The sequence below is a fragment of the Streptomyces resistomycificus genome (genome assembly GCF_001514265.1).
Classification (GTDB): Bacteria; Actinomycetota; Actinomycetes; order Streptomycetales; family Streptomycetaceae; genus Streptomyces; species Streptomyces resistomycificus.
Genome location: NZ_KQ949003.1, coordinates 174,454 through 192,236, shown reverse-complemented (window position 1 = coordinate 192,236; position 17,783 = coordinate 174,454). Strand labels below are relative to the sequence as shown.

At 70.7% G+C, this 17,783-nt stretch carries 16 protein-coding genes and 1 pseudogene; 8 read left to right on the top strand and 9 right to left on the bottom strand.

The window, feature by feature from the left end; genetic code table 11:
- Nucleotides 1–264: 264 nt before the first annotated feature.
- Entirely contained in the window at nucleotides 265–906 is a 642-nt protein-coding gene (locus AQJ84_RS35860; RefSeq protein ID WP_030045847.1) for a DNA-3-methyladenine glycosylase, read from the bottom strand.
- 211 nt (nucleotides 907–1,117) lie between these two features.
- On the opposite strand from AQJ84_RS35860, the gene AQJ84_RS35855 reads away from it, so the two are divergent.
- The 3 genes from AQJ84_RS35855 to AQJ84_RS35845 all read left to right on the top strand — a co-directional run bounded on the left by AQJ84_RS35855 (nucleotide 1,118) and on the right by AQJ84_RS35845 (nucleotide 3,145).
- Nucleotides 1,118–1,900 carry a sporulation protein gene (locus AQJ84_RS35855; RefSeq protein ID WP_030045848.1) on the top strand — a complete coding sequence of 261 codons (783 nt, stop codon included), beginning with the start codon at nucleotides 1,118–1,120 and terminating at the stop codon, nucleotides 1,898–1,900.
- A gap of 42 nt (nucleotides 1,901–1,942) precedes the next feature.
- On the top strand, nucleotides 1,943–2,482 hold the full coding sequence (locus AQJ84_RS35850) for a YbhB/YbcL family Raf kinase inhibitor-like protein (protein ID WP_030045849.1): 540 nt from the start codon (nucleotides 1,943–1,945) through the stop codon (nucleotides 2,480–2,482).
- Nucleotides 2,483–2,638: 156 nt separating this feature from the next.
- On the top strand, nucleotides 2,639–3,145 hold the full coding sequence (locus tag AQJ84_RS35845) for an HNH endonuclease (RefSeq protein ID WP_053190321.1): 507 nt from the start codon (nucleotides 2,639–2,641) through the stop codon (nucleotides 3,143–3,145).
- Nucleotides 3,146–3,232: 87 nt separating this feature from the next.
- On the opposite strand, the gene AQJ84_RS35840 is transcribed toward AQJ84_RS35845, so the two are convergent.
- The 3 genes and pseudogenes from AQJ84_RS35840 to AQJ84_RS35830 all read right to left on the bottom strand — a co-directional run.
- A complete protein-coding gene (locus tag AQJ84_RS35840) occupies nucleotides 3,233–4,189 on the bottom strand; it encodes an SPFH domain-containing protein (protein WP_053190322.1) in 957 nt (318 codons plus the stop codon).
- 141 nt (nucleotides 4,190–4,330) lie between these two features.
- Nucleotides 4,331–4,762, bottom strand: a complete 432-nt coding sequence (locus tag AQJ84_RS35835; protein WP_030045854.1) for an NfeD family protein — start codon at nucleotides 4,760–4,762, stop codon at nucleotides 4,331–4,333.
- Nucleotides 4,763–5,113: 351 nt separating this feature from the next.
- A pseudogene (locus tag AQJ84_RS35830) lies at nucleotides 5,114–5,644 on the bottom strand (ABC transporter ATP-binding protein); the annotation flags it as partial.
- A 153-nt stretch (nucleotides 5,645–5,797) separates the two neighbouring features.
- Here AQJ84_RS35830 and AQJ84_RS35825 point away from each other — a divergent pair.
- Entirely contained in the window at nucleotides 5,798–6,586 is a 789-nt protein-coding gene (locus AQJ84_RS35825; protein WP_051870328.1) for a hypothetical protein, read from the top strand.
- 173 nt (nucleotides 6,587–6,759) lie between these two features.
- On the opposite strand, the gene AQJ84_RS35820 is transcribed toward AQJ84_RS35825, so the two are convergent.
- The 4 genes from AQJ84_RS35820 to AQJ84_RS35805 form a co-directional block, all read right to left on the bottom strand.
- The gene (locus AQJ84_RS35820; protein ID WP_030045860.1) at nucleotides 6,760–6,999 is read right to left on the bottom strand and encodes a chaplin; all 240 of its coding nucleotides are present in this window, start codon (nucleotides 6,997–6,999) and stop codon (nucleotides 6,760–6,762) included.
- 187 nt (nucleotides 7,000–7,186) lie between these two features.
- Nucleotides 7,187–7,432: a chaplin ChpE gene (chpE, locus tag AQJ84_RS35815; RefSeq protein WP_030045861.1), complete on the bottom strand. Its 246-nt coding sequence runs from the start codon at nucleotides 7,430–7,432 to the stop codon at nucleotides 7,187–7,189.
- A 168-nt stretch (nucleotides 7,433–7,600) separates the two neighbouring features.
- Entirely contained in the window at nucleotides 7,601–8,242 is a 642-nt protein-coding gene (locus AQJ84_RS35810; RefSeq protein WP_030045863.1) for a response regulator, read from the bottom strand.
- Nucleotides 8,235–9,413: a GAF domain-containing sensor histidine kinase gene (locus AQJ84_RS35805; protein WP_030045864.1), complete on the bottom strand. Its 1,179-nt coding sequence runs from the start codon at nucleotides 9,411–9,413 to the stop codon at nucleotides 8,235–8,237. The genes AQJ84_RS35810 and AQJ84_RS35805 overlap by 8 nt, the downstream gene beginning before the upstream one ends.
- Before the next feature lie 186 nt (nucleotides 9,414–9,599).
- On the opposite strand from AQJ84_RS35805, the gene AQJ84_RS35800 reads away from it, so the two are divergent.
- The 3 genes from AQJ84_RS35800 to AQJ84_RS35790 all read left to right on the top strand — a co-directional run bounded on the left by AQJ84_RS35800 (nucleotide 9,600) and on the right by AQJ84_RS35790 (nucleotide 12,500).
- Nucleotides 9,600–10,295: an SDR family NAD(P)-dependent oxidoreductase gene (locus tag AQJ84_RS35800; protein ID WP_053190324.1), complete on the top strand. Its 696-nt coding sequence runs from the start codon at nucleotides 9,600–9,602 to the stop codon at nucleotides 10,293–10,295.
- A complete protein-coding gene (locus AQJ84_RS35795) occupies nucleotides 10,292–11,455 on the top strand; it encodes an S-adenosylmethionine:tRNA ribosyltransferase-isomerase (protein WP_030045869.1) in 1,164 nt (387 codons plus the stop codon). Before AQJ84_RS35800 ends, AQJ84_RS35795 begins: the two co-directional genes overlap by 4 nt.
- A gap of 298 nt (nucleotides 11,456–11,753) precedes the next feature.
- A complete protein-coding gene (locus tag AQJ84_RS35790; protein ID WP_053190325.1) occupies nucleotides 11,754–12,500 on the top strand; it encodes a transglycosylase SLT domain-containing protein in 747 nt (248 codons plus the stop codon).
- A gap of 76 nt (nucleotides 12,501–12,576) precedes the next feature.
- On the opposite strand, the gene AQJ84_RS35785 is transcribed toward AQJ84_RS35790, so the two are convergent.
- Nucleotides 12,577–15,108 (bottom strand): ABC transporter ATP-binding protein/permease, encoded by a 2,532-nt coding sequence (locus tag AQJ84_RS35785; RefSeq protein ID WP_198536263.1) that lies wholly within the window; start codon nucleotides 15,106–15,108, stop codon nucleotides 12,577–12,579.
- Nucleotides 15,109–15,348: 240 nt separating this feature from the next.
- Between AQJ84_RS35785 and AQJ84_RS35780 the strand changes: the two genes are divergently transcribed.
- Complete coding sequence (locus tag AQJ84_RS35780) at nucleotides 15,349–17,649, top strand: streptophobe family protein (RefSeq protein WP_059198900.1); 2,301 nt, start codon at nucleotides 15,349–15,351, stop codon at nucleotides 17,647–17,649.
- Nucleotides 17,650–17,783: the final 134 nt, after the last annotated feature.

The following is a 17,783-nucleotide window of genomic DNA, read 5'->3' as shown; positions in this document are numbered from 1 at the left end:
TTTCGGGCCCGATTCCCTGTCGGCGGGATTTGCCGGACGGCTTTGGCTTTCGCCTGTCGGCCTTTCGACATTCACTACGTTAGCCGATTCCCTCGCCAACTCATAATCGAGTCCTGCAGGTTCCGAATTCAGGCATGCGAGCACGCCGAAATGGCCCCTGCTGAGAGGGAGTCGTAGGTAGTGGTTTGGCCGCTTCCGGCTGCTGGCGAACGCCGTACCCGGTTCAAGCGGCTCGGGCCACGTTACGCCCCTGTCCAAGGCGAGTCAACTTCGGCGGCGCCTGGGCACATGGGCCCGATACGGGCTCACGGTCGGGTCGTTGGCGATCCAGAAGCGCCAGGGGTGCACGCCTCCGTCGCCGGCGACCCCGGTGCGTGGGCCGTTCAGTACCTGGTCGGGGGCCGCCGCCGTACCCGCGAGGACACGCAGGGGTGCGTCACCGTCGCTGCAGGCGTCGGTGCCGTTCAGAGCCCGGTCCACGTCCAGGGCCGTGGCCAGGCGGGCGGGGCCTTTGGCCAGTTCCTTGTCACTTCGGGCCGAGAGTCGACGTTTGCGAGTCAGCTCGGCCCCTTCGATGATCTCGCCGGCGCGCAGCAGGACGGCACTCGACTCCCCCTTCGGACCGCACACCAGGTTCATGCAGAACCACATGCCGTAGGTGAAGTAGACGTACACGTGTCCGGGCGGACCGAACATCACGTCGTTGCGGGCCGTGCGGCCGCGATAGGCGTGGGAGCCCGGGTCGTTGGGACCGTCGTAGGCCTCGACCTCCGTGAGGCGCAGGGCGATCGGACCGTCCGGGGTGCTGCGTACGAGGATGCGGCCCAACAGGTCGGGGGCGACCTCCAGTACGGGCCGGTCGAAGAACTCTCGGGTCAGGGGCGTACGGTCGGGGGTCGCGATCATGCCCTCCGAGGGTAGTGCAGACGGGTGGGTGCGACGGGGTGGTCAGGGGGCGCTCGCCTTGCCAGGGTGATAGTCCGGAACCGGCCGCGGCCGGAACGCGTTTGTATGGATCAAGGATCCGCGCGCGGGAAGCGCCGGAAGCGCAACAAGCAGGGCGACGGAACCGACGGAACAGGTGGTGCCCACGGGGGCCGCCTAAAGAAGGAGAGACATGGCGTTCAAGAAGCTGCTCGCGAGCCTGGGTGCCGGCGGGGCTTCGGTGGAGACGGTGCTGACCGAGGTCAACGTCGTGCCGGGTGGTGTCGTCCAGGGCGAGGTGCGGATCCAGGGCGGGTCCGTGGACCAGCAGATCGAGGCGCTGTCGGTCGGGCTGCAGGCCAAGGTCGAGGTCGAGAGCGGCGACCAGGAGTACAAGCAGGACATCGAGTTCACCAAGCAGCGGCTCGGCGGCGCCTTCGAGCTGAAGGCGAGCGCGGTGCATGTGGTGCCGTTCGGCCTGGAGATCCCGTGGGAGACGCCGATCACGACGATCGACGGGCACTCCCTGCCCGGTATGCACATCGGTGTCACCACGGAGCTGGAGATCGCCCGTGCGGTGGACTCCGGTGACCTCGACCCGGTCAACGTGCACCCGCTGCCCGCGCAGAAGGCGATCCTGGACGCGTTCATCCAGCTGGGCTTCCGCTTCAAGAACGCGGACATGGAGCGCGGCCTCATCCGGGGTACCCGCCAGAAGCTGCCCTTCTACCAGGAGATCGAGTTCCTGCCGCCGCAGCAGTACCGGGGGCTGAACCAGGTCGAGCTGAGCTTCGTCGCCGACCAGAGCGCGATGGACGTCGTCCTGGAGATGGACAAGAAGCCCGGACTGTTCAGCGAGAGCAGCGACACCTTCCGTTCCTTCCAGGTGGGGCTGCAGGACTACCAGGGCACCGACTGGACGGCGTACCTCAACCAGTGGCTGTCCGAGGTCGGCAGCAAGCGCAACTGGTTCTAGGCTCGGAACCAACGACTCCAGAACCGATCAGGAGGTACCGAGGTGACCGAGCTCAAGCGGCGGCCGCTCCCCCATGACTTCCACCCGCCCGTCCCGTCGTTCACGGTGACGAGCGAGGATGTCACGGAGGGCGCGACGCTCAAGGACGCTCAGGTCCAATCGGCCGGCAACACCTCGCCGCAGTTGCGGTGGGAGGGTTTCCCGGCCGAGACCAAGAGCTTCGCCGTGACCTGCTACGACCCCGACGCCCCGACCGGCAGCGGGTTCTGGCACTGGGTCGTGTTCGACATCCCGGCCTCGGTGACCGAGCTGCCGGTGGGTGCGGGCAGCGGCAAGTTCGAGGGACTGCCGGAGGGTGCCGTACACGCGCGGAACGACTACGGGTCGAAGGACTTCGGTGGTGCCGCGCCGCCGCCCGGGGACGGACCGCACCGGTACGTCTTCACGGTGTACGCCGTCGACCAGGAGAAGCTGGGTCCGGACTCGGACGCCTCTCCCGCCGTCGTGGGCTTCAACCTGAGGTTCCACGCGATCGGCCGCGCCCAGCTCGTCGGTGAGTACGAGATTCCCGCACCGAACTGAGCACTCCGAGCGTTCATGGAACGTTTGCCCGTCTCTGGTCTTGGAAGTGATCAGAGGCGGGCACTTTTTATTTCGTTGTCCATCTCGGCGTGCCCGGCCAGAGTTGATCCCAGTCCGCCAAGGGGGTGGGCCGGTGCGCACAGGAGGTGGGCTGGTATGCGGGACACGCTGGTACTGAACGCGAGCTTCGAGCCGCTGTCGACGGTGACGTTGAACCGAGCCGTCGTTCTGGTGCTTCAGGACAAGGCCGTCGTGGAGCAGTCCCACCCCGAACTGCGTATGCGGGGAGCCGCGGTCGACATACCGGCGCCCCGGGTGATCAGGCTCTGCAGGTACGTACGGGTGCCGTTCCGAAGACAAGCCCCGTGGTCGAGGCGGGGTGTTCTGGTACGCGACCGGCACAGGTGCGCGTACTGCGGAAGGCGGGCGACGACCGTGGACCACGTGGTGCCGCGGTCGCAGGGTGGTCAGGACACCTGGCTGAACACGGTGGCCTCGTGTGCCGAGGACAACCACCGCAAGGCCAACCGGACTCCGGAGGAGGCGGGTATGCCGCTGCTGCGGCTGCCGTTCGAGCCGACCCCGGCGGACGCGATGTTGCTGTCGCTGGGCACTGAGGACTTCAGCGCGCTGCCGGACTGGCTGGCTCGGGACGCGGCATAGCCGTGGTCGTGGGCGGCGCCGTGGCCGTACATGGAATCGGGGCCCACCTCCGTCGGGAGGTGGGCCCCGGTCTCGTTCAGGGGCTCGTCAGTCGATCGACGGCTTCTCTCGGCGTTCGGTGCCCGAGCCGCCGTTGCCCGAGTTGCCTCCGCCGCCCGAACCGCCGCCCAGACCGCCGAAGTTGCCCATGGCACCGGACAGACCCTTGAGGGCGTCGCCGATCTCGCTGGGGACGATCCAGAGCTTGTTGGCGTCGCCCTCGGCGATCTTCGGGAGCATCTGGAGGTACTGGTAGGAGAGGAGCTTCTGGTCCGGGTCGCCGGCGTGGATGGCCTCGAAGACCGTACGGACGGCCTGCGCCTCGCCCTCGGCGCGCAGGGCGGCCGCCTTGGCCTCACCTTCGGCGCGCAGGATCTGGGACTGCTTCTCACCCTCGGCGGTGAGGATCGCGGCCTGGCGCGTACCTTCGGCGGTGAGGATCGCCGCGCGCTTGTCGCGGTCGGCGCGCATCTGCTTCTCCATCGAGTCCTGGATGGAGGTGGGCGGTTCGATCGCCTTGAGCTCGACGCGGTTGACGCGGATGCCCCACTTGCCGGTGGCCTCGTCGAGGACGCCGCGCAGGGCCGCGTTGATCTCCTCGCGGGAGGTCAGGGTCCGCTCCAGGTCCATGCCGCCGATGATGTTGCGGAGGGTGGTGACGGTGAGCTGCTCGATCGCCTGGATGTAGCTGGCGACTTCGTAGGTCGCGGCCCGGGCGTCGGTCACCTGGTAGTAGATGACGGTGTCGATGTTGACGACCAGGTTGTCCTGGGTGATCACCGGCTGGGGCGGGAACGGCACGACCTGTTCGCGCAGGTCGATGCGGTTGCGGATGGTGTCGATGAACGGGACGACGATGTTGAGACCCGCGTTGAGCGTGCGCGTGTAGCGGCCGAAGCGCTCCACGATGGCGGCGCTCGCCTGCGGGATGACCTGAATCGTCTTGATCAGGGCGATGAAGACCAACACCACCAGGATGATCAAGACGATGATGACCGGTTCCATCGTGCTTCCCGTCCCCTTCTCCGCCTCGGCGCTTCTTGGAAGATCTTATGGTTGTCGAAGATCTTGCTGGACGAGTCTGACAGACCGTCGCGTGCCTCGTGGCCGTTCGGTTCAGTTACGTCTTACCGACATCCTGCAAGGTCACATGACGATCGCGGTGGCGCCCTCGATCTCCACGACATCCACTTCCTGACCGACTTCGTAAGCGCTGCCGGTGTCGAGGGAGCGTGCCGACCAGACCTCTCCGGCGAGCTTGATGCGGCCGCCGGAGCCGTCGACGCGTTCCAGCACCACGGCCTGTCTGCCCTTCAACGCGTCCACGCCGGTGGCGAGTTGGGGCCGCTGTGCGCGCTGCCGGGCGGCGATGGGCCGTACGACGGCGATGAGGGCGACCGATACAGCGGCGAAGACGAGTACCTGGACGGTGACGCCCGCGCCTAGTCCCGCCGCGATCGCCCCGGCGGTGGCGCCCAGCGCGAGCATGCCGAGCTCCGGCATCGCGGTCACCACGAGCGGGATTCCGAGCGCTACCGCGCCGACCAGCCACCACACCCATGCGTCGATGTCGTTCACATGGTCATGGTAGGTCCGCGGGTACCGCCTCCGACAGGGCGCCGGAGCCCTGAAAGAGCCTTCTTACCCAGGGAGTTCGGAGGATCAGGCCATGGGAAGACCCTGTGCGGTCCAGCGCTCGCCGACCTGTTCGACGACGAGCGGGAGGCCGAAGCAGAGGGAGAGGTTGCGGGAGGTGAGTTCTAGCTCCAGCGGGCCGGCGGCGAGGACCTTGCCCTGGCGGATCATCAGGACGTGCGTGAAGCCGGGGGCGATCTCCTCGACGTGGTGGGTGACCATCAGCATCGAAGGGGCGATCGGGTCACGGGCGAGCCGGCCGAGGCGGCGTACGAGGTCCTCGCGTCCACCGAGGTCGAGTCCGGCGGCGGGCTCGTCGAGGAGCAGCAGCTCGGGGTCGGTCATCAGGGCGCGGGCGATGAGGGTGCGCTTGCGCTCGCCCTCGGAGAGCGTGCCGAACTTGCGGTCCACGTACTCGGTCATGCCGAGGCGGTCGAGGAAGGCGCGGGCGCGCTGCTCGTCGATGTCCTCGTACTCCTCCTGCCAGCCGGCGGTCATGCCGTAGGCGGCGGTCAGCACGGTCTGCAGGACGGTCTGGCGCTTGGGGAGCTTGTCGGCCATGGCGATGCCGGCCATGCCGATGCGCGGGCGCAGCTCGAAGACGTCGGTGCCGGGCCTGCCGAGGGTCTCGCCGAGGATGGTGGCGGTGCCCTGGCTGGGGTAGAGGTAGCTGGACGCGACGTTCAGGAGGGTGGTCTTGCCGGCGCCGTTGGGGCCGAGGATGACCCAACGCTCGCCCTCCTTGACCGACCAGGAGACCTGGTCCACCAGAGCCCGGCCCTCACGGACCACGGATACGTCCTGAAGCTCCAGAACATCGCTCATGAGCGCGTTGTCTCCCCTTGCAGTGTGGCCGGTCTCGGCTGTCGCGTTCGCCAGTGGCTCGGTCCGCCGCGCCGTCTCGGGCGCAGCCCTCAAGGAAATCTACGCCACCGGTCGTCCGCTCCATTCCATCGGTCCGGTCCTTAGGGTGGAGGCATGCTCTCGGAACCACGCTCTGGACACCTTGCCGCTTGGGGAAATGCCCTGTTGGCCGGACTTGTCTCGCCGGATGACGCCGTACTCGCCATCGTCGGCGGGGACGCCGTGCACCGGGTGGAGGGGCTGCCGGGTGAGTCGGCGCCCGTCGGTCTCACGCTGGCGCTGGGGCGGCTGCGGTCGCTCGGCGTGACGGGGCTGCGAATCGCGCTGCCCGCGCCCGGGCATCCGCTGGGGCTGAGCGGACCGCCGGAGTTCAACGCGCGGGCACTCGAAGCCGAGGAGGCGGTGATCTGTCACGGCGCCGCGCTGGGGCTGGTACCCGAGATCTACGAGGCCGGGCCCGACGGTGATGTCCATGTCGAGGTCGTGTGGCACTGCCTCGCCGTACGGGAGGCGCCGCCGGCCGACGTGCCGTCGCTCGGGGAGGCGGAGCGGGAGCTGGCGGAGGCGCTGCGGGACGCGACCGAGGTGCTGACGCGGCTGGACGTGGCCGGTTCGGGGCCGGTGGCGGAGGCGGCGATCGACGCGTATCGGGCGCGGGCCGAGCGGGGGCGGGAGGTGTTGGCGCCGGGGTATCCGCCGCGGGCGGTGCGGGTGCTGGAGCTGGCGCGGCGGGTGGGACTTCTGGTGTCTCTGGCGTACGAGAACGGGCACGGGGGTGCGGTGAGCTCCGGCGAGATGGCGGCGCGGGCGCAGGCGTTGCGGCCGGTGGAGCGGACGGCTCGGCGGGCGCAGGTCGCCGCGTACAACGCCGTCGTGGAGGAGCGGGAGAAGGGGGTGCGCTGAGCCCTGGCCGACGGGCCGGCGTGGCGGACCCGTGCGCTGAGCCCTGGCCGGCGGGCCGGCGTGGCGGACCCGTGCGCGTCGGACAGGCCTGGAACCGCGCGAACCGCGCTACCCGCGCCGAAGGGCCCCGCGAGTCGCCGTTGACTCGCGGGGCCCTGGTCGGCCGGGTGGCGTCAGTCGTTTGCGCACGCGTTGCCGAACGCGGGGTTCAGCAGCGCGATGACGTCGACGGTGTTGCCGCAGACGTTCACCGGGACGTGGACCGGGATCTGGACGACGTTGCCCGAGCCGACACCCGGCGACTTCACGGCCGCGCCGTCGGCACCCGCGTCGGCGACAGCGGTGCCGGCGGAGGCACCGGCGGCGATACCGGCGACGGTGAGGGCCATGGCGGCCTTCTTGGCGATGTTCATGGGAAGGGTTCCTCCTGCGATTGCGTGTCCGACCCGGCCGCGGGTCGTGCGCTGATCAACGTCGGAGGGATTCGGAACGGCACGGGGGTGGGTGCGCAACGGCCCGTTCGGATCATTCGCCCGAAAAACCGACCGGCCTCCCGGGGAAACCCGGGAGGCCGAAGTCATGACCGCTGGGCGACCGGCGTCAGTGGTTGAGGCCGAGGTTGCCGAAGGCGGGGTTCAGGACACCGATGACGTTCACGCTGTTGCCGACCGCGTTCACCGGGATGTGCACCGGGGCCTGGACGAGGTTGCCCGAGACGACGCCCGGCGAGCCCACGGCCTTGCCGTTGGCGACCGCACCGTCGGTGGCGGAGGCCATACCGGCACCGGCGGCGACCAGACCGCCGGCCACCATCGTCACGGCCGCTGCCTTCTTCAGGTTCTTCACTTCTGAGCCCTCCTAGCGATTGCCGCGGCAGTCGCCGCAGCACGCACTGAAGAACGGTGGTGGCCCGGAAAGGATGCGCCATCCGGGGGACATTCCCACGACGGTATGAATCTCAGTCCGGAGCGGAACCCTCCGAATTGCCGTCGGTCATGTCCTGCGGAGAGCGTTTCAGCCGGTCACGCCATGGCGTACGGCCCACAGGGCCGCCTGGGTGCGGTCCGCCAGGTCGAGCTTCATCAGGATGTTCGAGACGTGCGTCTTGACGGTCTTCTCGGACAGCACCAGCGCGCGGGCGATCTCCCGGTTGGAGCGGCCGTCCGCTATCAGCCCGAGCACCTGGCGCTCCCGCTCGGTGAGCGAACCTCCCCTGCCCTGGCCGGAGTTGCTCTCGTCCTGGGACAACAGCGCGCCCGCGACCTCGGGCTGGAGCAGGATGTGTCCCGCGTGCACGGAGCGGATCGCGCCGGCCAGGGCGTCGGGGTCGATGTCCTTGTACACGTACCCCGCGGCGCCCGCGCGCAGGGCCGGGACGACCGTGCGCTGCTCGGTGAAGCTGGTGACGATCAGCACGCGCGCGGGGTTGTTCAGTTCGCGGAGCTTGCGCAGCGCGTCGACGCCGTCCATGCCCGGCATCTTGACGTCCATGAGGACGACGTCGGGTTTCAGTTCCTCGGCGCGGGCGACGCCCTCGGCGCCGTCGGCGGCCTCGCCCACGACCTCGATGTCGTCCTGCACCTCGAGGAACGTGCGCAGGCCCCGACGGACCACCTGGTGGTCGTCGACCAGGAGCACCTTGATTGCGTCAGCCACCGGGGACCTCCAGCTCGATCGTGGTGCCCTTGCCGGGCGCCGATTCGACGGTCAGCGCGCCGCCGACCCCGCTCGCCCGGTCCCGCATGGAGACCAGGCCCAGGTGGCGTCCCGCGCGGCGTATCCCCTTGGGGTCGAAGCCGCTGCCGTCGTCCGTCACCCGCAGGACGGCTCCGCCGCCGCTGCGCTCCAGGGTCACGTCCACGTGCTGGGCGCCCGAGTGGCGCAGGGCGTTGTGCAGGGCCTCCTGGGCGACGCGCAGCATCGCCTCCTCCTGGGCGGCGGGCAGGACGCGGACGCCATGGCCGGCGAAGGTCACGCGCGCGGTGTGGGCGCGGTCGAGGACCTGGATGTGGGTGCGCAGGGTGGCGACCAGGCCGTCCTCGTCCAGGGCCGCGGGGCGCAGCTCGACGACCGCCGCGCGCAGTTCGTCGGCGGCCTCTGCGGCGAGTACCGCCACCTGGTGCAGCTCGCCCTTGGCCCGGGCCGGGTCACGGTCCACCAGCGCGGCGGCGGCCTGGGCGGTCAGGCGGAGGGAGAACAGCTTCTGACTGACCGCGTCGTGCAGTTCGTGGGCGAGCCGCGAGCGTTCCTCCGCGATCGTCAGCTCGCGGCTGCGCTCGTAGAGCCTCGCGTTGGTCAGGGCGATGGCGGCGTGCTGGGCGAGGATCGACAGGAGTTCCTCGTCGTCCTCGGTGAAGCCGCAGCTGCCCTCCGGCCCGGGGCACGGAGGGTCTGCGGGGTCTCCCCCCGCGGGACGCAGCTTGTTGGCGAGGAACAGCGCGCCGATGACCTCGTCGCCGTCGCGGATCGGCAGGCCCAGGAAGTCGGACATGTCGGGGTGTGCGGAGGGCCAGCCCTCGAAGCGCGGGTCCTTTCGCACGTCGGCGAGGCGTTCGGGCCTGGCCTCGTGCAGCATCGCGGCGAGGATGCCGTGCTGGCGCGGGAGGGGGCCGATGGCCCGCCACTGCTCCTCGCTGACGCCGTCGACCACGAACTGGGCGAAGCCGCCGTGGTCGTCGGGGACGCCCAGCGCGGCGTACTGCGCGTCGAGCAGCTCGCGGGCCGAGGCGACGATCGTCTTGAGGACGTCGCGCACCTCAAGGTGCCTGCTCATGGCCAGCAGCGCGGTGCTCACCGCGGCGAGGCCGGACCGGGGGCCTTGACTCATGCCCTCACGGTACCGGCGGGGTGTGACAGTCCGTATCCGACCTGTGGCGACCCCTGTCTGGGCCGCAGGACCTAGGGCGAAGGGCCTCGCCGCTTTGGGGCCCGCGTCCGAGGCGGCGCGGGCCGGCCGGTTCCTACGTTGGGGGCACGCCGATCAGGAGGCGTAGAGGACGAGGGGACGTGTGTCATGCCGGTAGCGATCATCACGGGGGCCTCGAAGGGGCTGGGGCGGGCGCTGGCCGACGCCCTGGCCGCCCGGGGCTGGGATCTGGTGCTCGACGCCAGAGGCGCCGAGGCCCTGACGGAGACGGAGCGGGAGGTGTCCGCGTACGGGACGCGGGTGGCGACCCTGGCGGGGGACGTCACGGACGCCGGGCACCGCGGCGAACTGGTGGCCGCCGCGTGGCGGCTGGGCGGGGTCGACCTGCTGGTGAACAACGCGAGCGCGCTGGGTGCCGAGCCGCTGGTGCGGCTGGAGGGGCTGCCCCTGGACGGGCTGCGGCGGGCGCTGGAGGTCAACCTGGTGGCCGCGCTGGGGCTGGTCCAGGAGGCGCTGCCGCTGCTGCGGGCGTCCGGCGCGGGCACGGTGATCGCGGTGAGCTCGGACGCGGCCGCCGAGCCGTACGAGACGTGGGGCGGTTACGGGGCGTCCAAGGCGGCCCTGGACCATCTCGCGGCGGTGCTGGCCGAGGAGGAGCCGGGGCTGCGGGTCTGGGCGGTGGACCCCGGGGACATGGCGACCGACCTGTACCGGGCCGCCGTACCGGAGGACGAGGATCCGCGTCCGGAGCCGGCCCGGGTGGTGCCTGCCTTCCTGCGGCTGCTGGACGAGCGGCCCGTGAGCGGGCGCTACGGGGCTTCCGCGCTGCTGGAGGAGCGATGACGTTGGCGGTGCGTGTCCCGCAGGAGCTGTCGGCGAGGGTGCCGGCCGAGCAGCGCGGGCCGGGACTCGACCGGGACGCCGTACGACTGCTCGTGTCGCGGGGCACCGAGGTGTCGCACCATGCGTTCGCGGAGTTGCCCGGGTTGCTGCGGGCCGGGGATCTCCTCGTCGTGAACACTTCGCCCACGCTGGCGGCCGCGGTGGACGGGCGGATCGGGCACGCACGCGTGGTGGTGCACTTCTCCACCCTCGGGGACGACGGGCGGTGGGCGGTCGAGCTGCGGGAACCGGACGGGAAGGGCACCACGCGTGCGCGTGCGGGCGGCCCCGTGGGTACCGAGGTGCGGGTGCCCGGGGGCGGGCGGCTCGTCATGGAAGAGCCAATGGGCGCGGACGCCGGGCGGCTCGGCCTGGAGGAGCCGGTGGGCGCGAACGGCGGGCGGCTCGTCATGGAGGAGCCGGTGGGCGCGGACGGAGGGCGGCTGTGGTGGGCGCGGGTCTTGGGGACGGCCGTACCAGGGCTGCTGCGGGAGCACGGTCGGCCCATTCGTTACTCCTATACGGAGCGGGACCAGCCGCTGTCGGTCTACCAGACGGTGTTCGCCCTGCCGTCACCCGACGGGTCGGGCAGTGCGGAGATGCCGAGTGCGGCGCGGCCCTTCACCGCGCGGCTGGTGGCGGAGCTGGTGAGCCGGGGGGTGCAGTTCGCGCCGGTCACTCTGCACACCGGTGTGGCCTCGGCCGAGGCGCACGAGCCGCCGTATCCGGAGCGGTTCGCGGTGCCGGAGGCGTCGGCGCGGCTGATCAACGCGGCGCGGGCGGGTGACGGCAGGGTCGTCGCGGTCGGGACGACGGCCGTGCGGGCCGTGGAGTCGGCCGCCGGGCCGGACGGGGTCGTCCGCGCGCGTGCGGGATGGACGGACCTCGTCATCACCCCGCAGCGGGGCGTACGGGTGGTGGACGGGCTGCTGACGGGGCTGCACGAGCCCGAGGCGTCGCATCTGCTGATGCTGGAGGCGGTCGGGGGGCGGGCCGCGATGGACCGGGCCTACGGGGAGGCGCTGCGCGGGCTCTACCTGTGGCACGAGTTCGGGGACGTGCATCTCGTCCTGCCGGAGGAGATGCCTCACACAGAGCATTGCGTCAGCAACTCTTGGTGAGACCGCCCCCCGCCCGGTGTGAGCCCGCACATAGGGCGCAGATCACGTACGACGGGAGATAGGAGACAAAGGCTTCCGTCGTGAACGGGGCAGACATTCCAGTCTGTCCCGATTTGCCCTTCCCCGATCCACTACCCGGGATCGTACGTCACACCTTTGCCTGGTGTTTTTGCGGCCGCTAAGAATGGCTCTCGTCGCTCAGCGCCGCGGGTTCCTCCCGGGGCGTTCGTGCCCCAAGGCACCCATGTCCCTACCGGACGCCGAGCGACCTCCGCGCCACTCGAAGAGGTCTTTCCGCATGCCCAAGAACACCCCCGCTCGAAGTCGTGCCCTGACCCGTACCCACAAGATCGCGATCGCCGGTGTCGCCACGCTCGGCGCGGCCGCCGTCGCGTTCACCGCGGTTCCGGGTGGGCAGACGACCACGTCCGAGGCGGCCTCCGCCCAGGCCCCGGTGGCCTACAAGTCCGAGCAGCTCCAGAAGTCGAGTGTCACCGAGCAGCTCGCCGGCCACAGCCTGCAGAGCAAGGCCGAGGAGGCCAAGGCGGCCAAGGAGAAGGCCGCAGCGGCGGCCAAGGCGAAGGCGAAGGCCGCCGCCGAGGCCGCGGCGAAGAAGAAGGCCGCAGCGGCGGCCGCCGCCAAGAAGGCCGCGCAGGAGCGCAAGGCCAAGGAGGCCAGCCGGTCCGCCAAGCGCGCCGCGGTCAAGGCCACCACCAAGCGGTACTCCAACAACCTCGACGGCTGGATCAAGGAGTCCCTGGACATCATGAAGTCCAAGGGCATCCCGGGTTCGTACAACGGTCTGTACCGCAACATCATCCGGGAGTCGTCGGGCAACCCGAACGCGATCAACAACTGGGACATCAACGCCATCAACGGCATCCCGTCGAAGGGCCTCCTCCAGGTCATCCCGCCGACCTTCGAGGCCTACCACGTCTCGGGCACGTCCTGGAACATCTACGACCCGGTCGCCAACATCACCGCCGCCGCGAACTACGCGGCCGACAAGTACGGCTCGATGGACAACGTCAACAGCGCGTACTGAGGTCGCGCGGACCTCTTCTACGCCGAAGGGCGGCACCCCCACCGGGGCGCCGCCCTTCACCGTCGTACAGAGGTGATCACTTGCGCATGACCTCGGGCTCGTGGCGGCGCAGGAAGCGGGCCACGAAGAAGCCGCAGATCACGCCGAGGATGATCAGGGCGGCCATGTCCATGCCCCAGGCGCCGACGGTGTGCTCCCACAGCGGGTCGGTGCCGTCGCCCTCCTTGGGCGGGCTGATCTTGTTGAAGTCCAGCGTGGCACCCGCGGCGGCGACCGCCCAGCGGGACGGCATCAGGTACGAGAACTCGTTGACGCCGACCGCGCCGTTCAGGGTGAACAGGCAGCCGGTGAACACGACCTGGATGATCGCGAACATCACCAGCAGCGGCATGGTCTTCTCGGCCGTCTTCACCAGCGCCGAGATGATCAGGCCGAACATCATCGAGGTGAAACCGAGCGCCATGATCGGGATGGAGAGTTCGATCATGGTCGCGCTGCCGAGGACCAGGCCCTCGGCCGGGATCTCCCGGCTGGCGAAGCCGATGACACCGACCAGCAGGCCCTGGAACACGGTGATCAGGCCGAGCACGAACACCTTGGACATCAGGTACGCCGAACGGGACAGGCCGGTGGCGCGCTCCCGCTCGTAGATGACCCGTTCCTTGATCAGCTCACGGACGGAGTTCGCGGCACCCGCGAAACAGGCGCCGACCGCGAGGATCAGCAGGACCGTGGTCGCCGTGCCGTTCGGGATGATCCGGCCGGTCTGCGGGTTGGCCGGGTTGGGCAGCAGACTGTTGCCCGAGTCGATCAGCAGGCTCACCGCGCCGAGGACCGCCGGCAGGATCACCATCAGCGCCAGGAAGCCCTTGTCGGAGGCGATCACCGAGGTGTAGCGGCGGACAAGGGTCACGAACTGGGACATCCAGCCCTGCGGCTTCGGCGGCCGCATCGCCTGCATCGGCGGCATCTGTACGGACTGCGGCGCGACGGCGTCGATGTCGGCGGCGTACATCTGGTAGTGCTGGGAGCCCTTCCAGCGTCCCGCCCAGTCGTAGTCGCGGTAGTTCTCGAAGGCGGAGAAGACGTCGGCCCAGGTGTCGTAGCCGAAGAAGTTCAGCGCTTCCTCCGGCGGGCCGAAGTAGGCGACGGAACCGCCGGGCGCCATCACGAGGAGCTTGTCGCAGATCGCCAGCTCGGCCACGGAGTGCGTGACGACGAGGACCGTACGGCCGTCGTCGGCGAGGCCGCGCAGCAGCTGCATGACGTCGCGGTCCATGCCCGGGTCGAGGCCGGAGGTCGGCTCGTCCAGGAAGATCAGCGACGGCTTGGTGAGCAGCTCCAGGGCCACCGAGACGCGCTTGCGCTGGCCGCCGGAGAGGGAGGTGACCTTCTTCTCCTTGTGGATGTCCAGCTTCAGTTCGCGCAGCACCTCGTCGATGCGGGCCTCGCGCTCGGCGCCCGTGGTGTCGGCGGGGAAGCGCAGCTTGGCCGCGTACTTGAGGGCCTTCTTGACGGTCAGTTCCTTGTGCAGGATGTCGTCCTGCGGGACCAGACCGATGCGCTGACGCAGCTCGGCGAACTGCTTGTACAGGTTCCGGTTGTCGTAGAGGACGTCACCCTGGTTGGCGGGCCGGTAGCCGGTGAGCGCCTTCAGGAGCGTCGACTTGCCGGAGCCGGACGGGCCGATGACCGCGATCAGCGACTTCTCCGGGACGCCGAAGGAGACATCCTTGAGGATCTGCTTGCCGCCGTCGACCGTCACGGTCAGGTGGCGGGCCGAGAAGGACACCTCACCGGTGTCGACGAACTCCTCGAGACGGTCGCCGACCAGGCGGAACGTCGAGTGACCGACGCCGACGATGTCGTTCGGGCCGAGCAGCTGCGAGCCGCCCTTGGCGATCGGCTGACCGTTGACGTAGGTGCCGTTGTGCGAGCCCAGGTCGCGGATCTCGAAGCGGCCGTCGGGCGTCGCGTGGAACTCGGCGTGGTTGCGCGAGACCTGGAGGTCGGAGACGACCAGCTCGTTCTCCAGGGCGCGGCCGATGCGCATGACGCGGCCGAGTGAGAACTGGTGGAACGTGGTCGGGCTGCGGTCGCCGTAGACCGGCGGCGCCCCCGCGCCACCACCGGGGCCCTGCTGCGGGATCGACGGCGCCTTGTACGGCTGCTGCTGGGCCTGCTGCGGCTGCTGCCAGCCGGCCTGCGGTGCCTGCTGCTGCGGGGCCTGTGGGGCCGCCGCCCAGCCGGGGTTCGCGCCCTGGGCGGCGTACGGCTGCTGCTGGGGCTGGGCCTGCGGCGTCGCCGCGGCGGCCGCGCTGCCGGAGAGGCTGACCAGCGGTCCGTCGGTCGCGTTGCCCAGGTTGACCGCCGTGCCAGGGCCGATCTCCAACTGGTGGATCCGCTGCCCCTGTACGAACGTGCCGTTGGTGCTGCCATGGTCCTCGATGACCCAACTGCGGCCGCTCCAGCTGATCGTGGCGTGCCGCCACGACACTCTGGCGTCGTCGAGGACGACGTCCCCCTGCGGATCACGTCCGAGGGTGTATGGCCTGGACGGGTCGAGCGTCCAGGTCCGTCCATTCAATTCCAGTACGAGTTCCGGCACTCCATGCCCCACTGAGTAGTCCCCCGAGTTACCCCCATCAGAGGGAGTCTAGGGATGTCGAACATCGTCGGGAACTATTTCAGGCTCGGCCCCCTGACCGAAAGTCGGGCCTTGTGAAGAAGGCGTACGCCCGCTTCGGCTGTTTCCGTTGACGGGGTTGAAACCGGCCCGGAGAGTGGTAATCCACGCGAGGGGGACATGCGCGGCAAGTGGGCCGCGCCGCGGATCGGGGGGTCTGCCATGAGTGCGTCCATGAGCGTCGACACCACGAAGCCCGGCTCACGGCTGCCGTGGGGAGACATCGTGCTGTCCGCGATCGCCTGTGTGAGCTGGGCGTTGATCGGGATGGCGGGCACGGCGGCTCTCGGCCTGCATCTGCTCGAGGCCGATTCAGCGGGCTCGTTGGGGCCGATGACCGCGGCGGTGGTGGCCCTTGGGGCGGGTGGTTCCGTCACCCCGTCCGGTGACGTGTCCGCGTTCGGGCTGACGGGCGCGGAGGCCGCGACCGCCATCGAGATCACGCCACTGGGCGTGAGCCTGGTCGGTGCGCTCCTTTTGTCCTGGTTCTTCTTACGGTCCCTGCGGTCGGCGGGAGTTGTGATCGCGCCCGCCGAACTCCTCGCGCGCGCGGGCGCGGTGGTGACGCTGTTCGTGGCGATGCTGGGCGGGCTGGCCTGGGCGGGGCACGACGTCATCACGATCGACGGAAGTGCGCTGGGACTCGACGACCTGCCCGGCGGTGGGGGCGGGGGTGGCGGGCTGGAGATCCCCGGGCTGGGTGACGTCGGGGACATCGGGGGGCTGCTGCCCGACCAGATCGGCGGTCTCATCGACGCGGAGGCGGCGGTCGGCTTCACCGTCGACACCGTGCCGACGCTCCTGGGCGGGCTCGGCTGGTCGACGGGGATCCTGCTGATCGCCCTGCTGGCCTCGCGCCGTACGCCGCTGCCGCGCGGCTGGGAGGCGGTGCACCGAGTCGTACGACCGGCCGCGTCCGCCCTGGTCACCGTGGCGCTGGTGGCGGTGGCGGCGGGACTGGCGGCGGCGGGGTACGCGGCGATCGGCGACGACCATCCCAGGCGGATCGCGGGGGCGGCGCTGCTGGGGGCGCCGAACGGTGTGTGGCTGGGCGTCCCGATCGGTCTGTTCGTGCCCTTCGACGGCAGGGCGTCGGGAGTGCTCACGAACTTCCTGCCGGACCCGCTGGACGACCTGCTGGACTCCGGGTCCGACCAGTCCGTGACGCTGGGGCGGCTGGCGGACCTCGACGGGCGGGTGTGGCTGCTGGGTGTGGCTGCGGCCATGATGATGCTGCTCGCGGGCGTGCTGATGGCCGTGCGGACGCCGGTCGGGGTGGGGAACGGACCGGGGGCGGCAGCGGAGGTACGGGACCCGGGTGCCCTCGCTTTCGCCGGGCGGTGCGCGCTGCGGCTGGGCATCGCCACGGCGCTGGTCCTGCCGTTGCTCGCCTGGGTGACGGAGGTGTCCGTGGACGCCTCCCTGTCCGTCCTCGGTTTCGACGCGTTCGGCGCGGGCGTCGAACTCCGCGGGCAACTCGGCATGGCTCTGCTCCTCGGCGCGGTGTGGGGTGCGGCCGCCGGCGCCACGGGTGCGCTGCTCGCCCGGGCGAGCGGGGCGGCCGGGCGGGGGGCCGCTTTGTTCGCGCTCGGGGATGGTCGGTGGGGGTTGGAGGGTGGGGGGTCCGGGGGGCGTTTGGGCTCGGGGAGCTCCGAGGGTTCCGGTGGTCGGTACACCGGACGGCAGCCTGGAGAGCCGCCTGTCGAAAGTGCCGGGGGTCGGTACACCGGACGGGCAGGAGAGCCGCCTGCCGAAGGTGCCGGGGGTCGGTACACCGGACGGGCAGGAGAGCCTGCCGAAGGGGCGGGAGGGCCGTACGCAGGTGGGGCCGGGGATCCTTACGCGGGGCAACGGGGAGATCCGTACGCGGGGAGCTCCGGCCGGCCCCAGGGCACCGGAGCCTCCCGACCTGGCGATGCGCCGTCGGGTGGGTCCGGAAGGAGGGGCTCGGGTCAGTCCGGCGGACCGGCGGCTGGTGAGGCCGGGCCGTATGTGCCCGGTTCGCCGTACCGGCCGCCGAACCCCGCGACCAATCCGTATCTGCGGGTGCCGGACGAGTTGCTGCGGGAACCGGAGGATGCGCGGCCGCCGGGGCCGTACGACTCGGGGCGGGCCGAGGCGCCGCCCTCCGGCATAGGGCCGCCGGGCCGCGAGGCTCCGCCCGGCGGTGCGGGGGCGGGCGGAGACGGACCCTCCGGTGCAGGGGACGGGACAGCGGATGGCGGACGGCCGGGCGAGGAGCCACGGCGGCCTGGCGGTCCGCGCTCGCCGGGTGATGACGTGTACGGCGCGCCCACGGTGGCCCGGCCGATCGAGCCGCCATCCCGATCGCTACGGAGGCCGCCCGGGGAGCGGCCTGGGGAGCGGCCCGGGGAGCGGCCGTCGGCCGCGTCGGAGGACGGACCGCCGCCTCCGCCGCCACCCCCACCCCCGCCGCCCGGGAGGCCCAAGGGACGCCGGTGACCTGCCGGCCCGGGTGCAGGTGGAGGTGGAGGTGGTCAGGCTTCCGGGGCATGCGGTGTCCGGGCCGAGAGGTGCATGTGGTCCCGCCGAAGGCGCGCGGTGACCAGGCCGGAGGTGCAGGCGGTCCCGCCGAA

Bases quoted from the DNA above. Each gene is read 5' to 3' on its own strand.
- AQJ84_RS35780 (WP_059198900.1), top strand. From the start codon at position 15,349: ATGAGTGCGTCCATGAGCGTCGACACCACGAAGCCCGGCTCACGGCTG.
- AQJ84_RS35855 (WP_030045848.1), top strand. From the start codon at position 1,118: ATGGCGTTCAAGAAGCTGCTCGCGAGCCTGGGTGCCGGCGGGGCTTCG.
- AQJ84_RS35825 (WP_051870328.1), top strand. From the start codon at position 5,798: ATGCTCTCGGAACCACGCTCTGGACACCTTGCCGCTTGGGGAAATGCC.
- AQJ84_RS35840 (WP_053190322.1), bottom strand. From the start codon at position 4,189: ATGGAACCGGTCATCATCGTCTTGATCATCCTGGTGGTGTTGGTCTTC.
- AQJ84_RS35805 (WP_030045864.1), bottom strand. From the start codon at position 9,413: ATGAGTCAAGGCCCCCGGTCCGGCCTCGCCGCGGTGAGCACCGCGCTG.
- AQJ84_RS35860 (WP_030045847.1), bottom strand. From the start codon at position 906: ATGATCGCGACCCCCGACCGTACGCCCCTGACCCGAGAGTTCTTCGAC.
- AQJ84_RS35795 (WP_030045869.1), top strand. From the start codon at position 10,292: ATGACGTTGGCGGTGCGTGTCCCGCAGGAGCTGTCGGCGAGGGTGCCG.
- AQJ84_RS35790 (WP_053190325.1), top strand. From the start codon at position 11,754: ATGCCCAAGAACACCCCCGCTCGAAGTCGTGCCCTGACCCGTACCCAC.
- AQJ84_RS35800 (WP_053190324.1), top strand. From the start codon at position 9,600: ATGCCGGTAGCGATCATCACGGGGGCCTCGAAGGGGCTGGGGCGGGCG.
- AQJ84_RS35845 (WP_053190321.1), top strand. From the start codon at position 2,639: ATGCGGGACACGCTGGTACTGAACGCGAGCTTCGAGCCGCTGTCGACG.
- AQJ84_RS35820 (WP_030045860.1), bottom strand. From the start codon at position 6,999: ATGAACATCGCCAAGAAGGCCGCCATGGCCCTCACCGTCGCCGGTATC.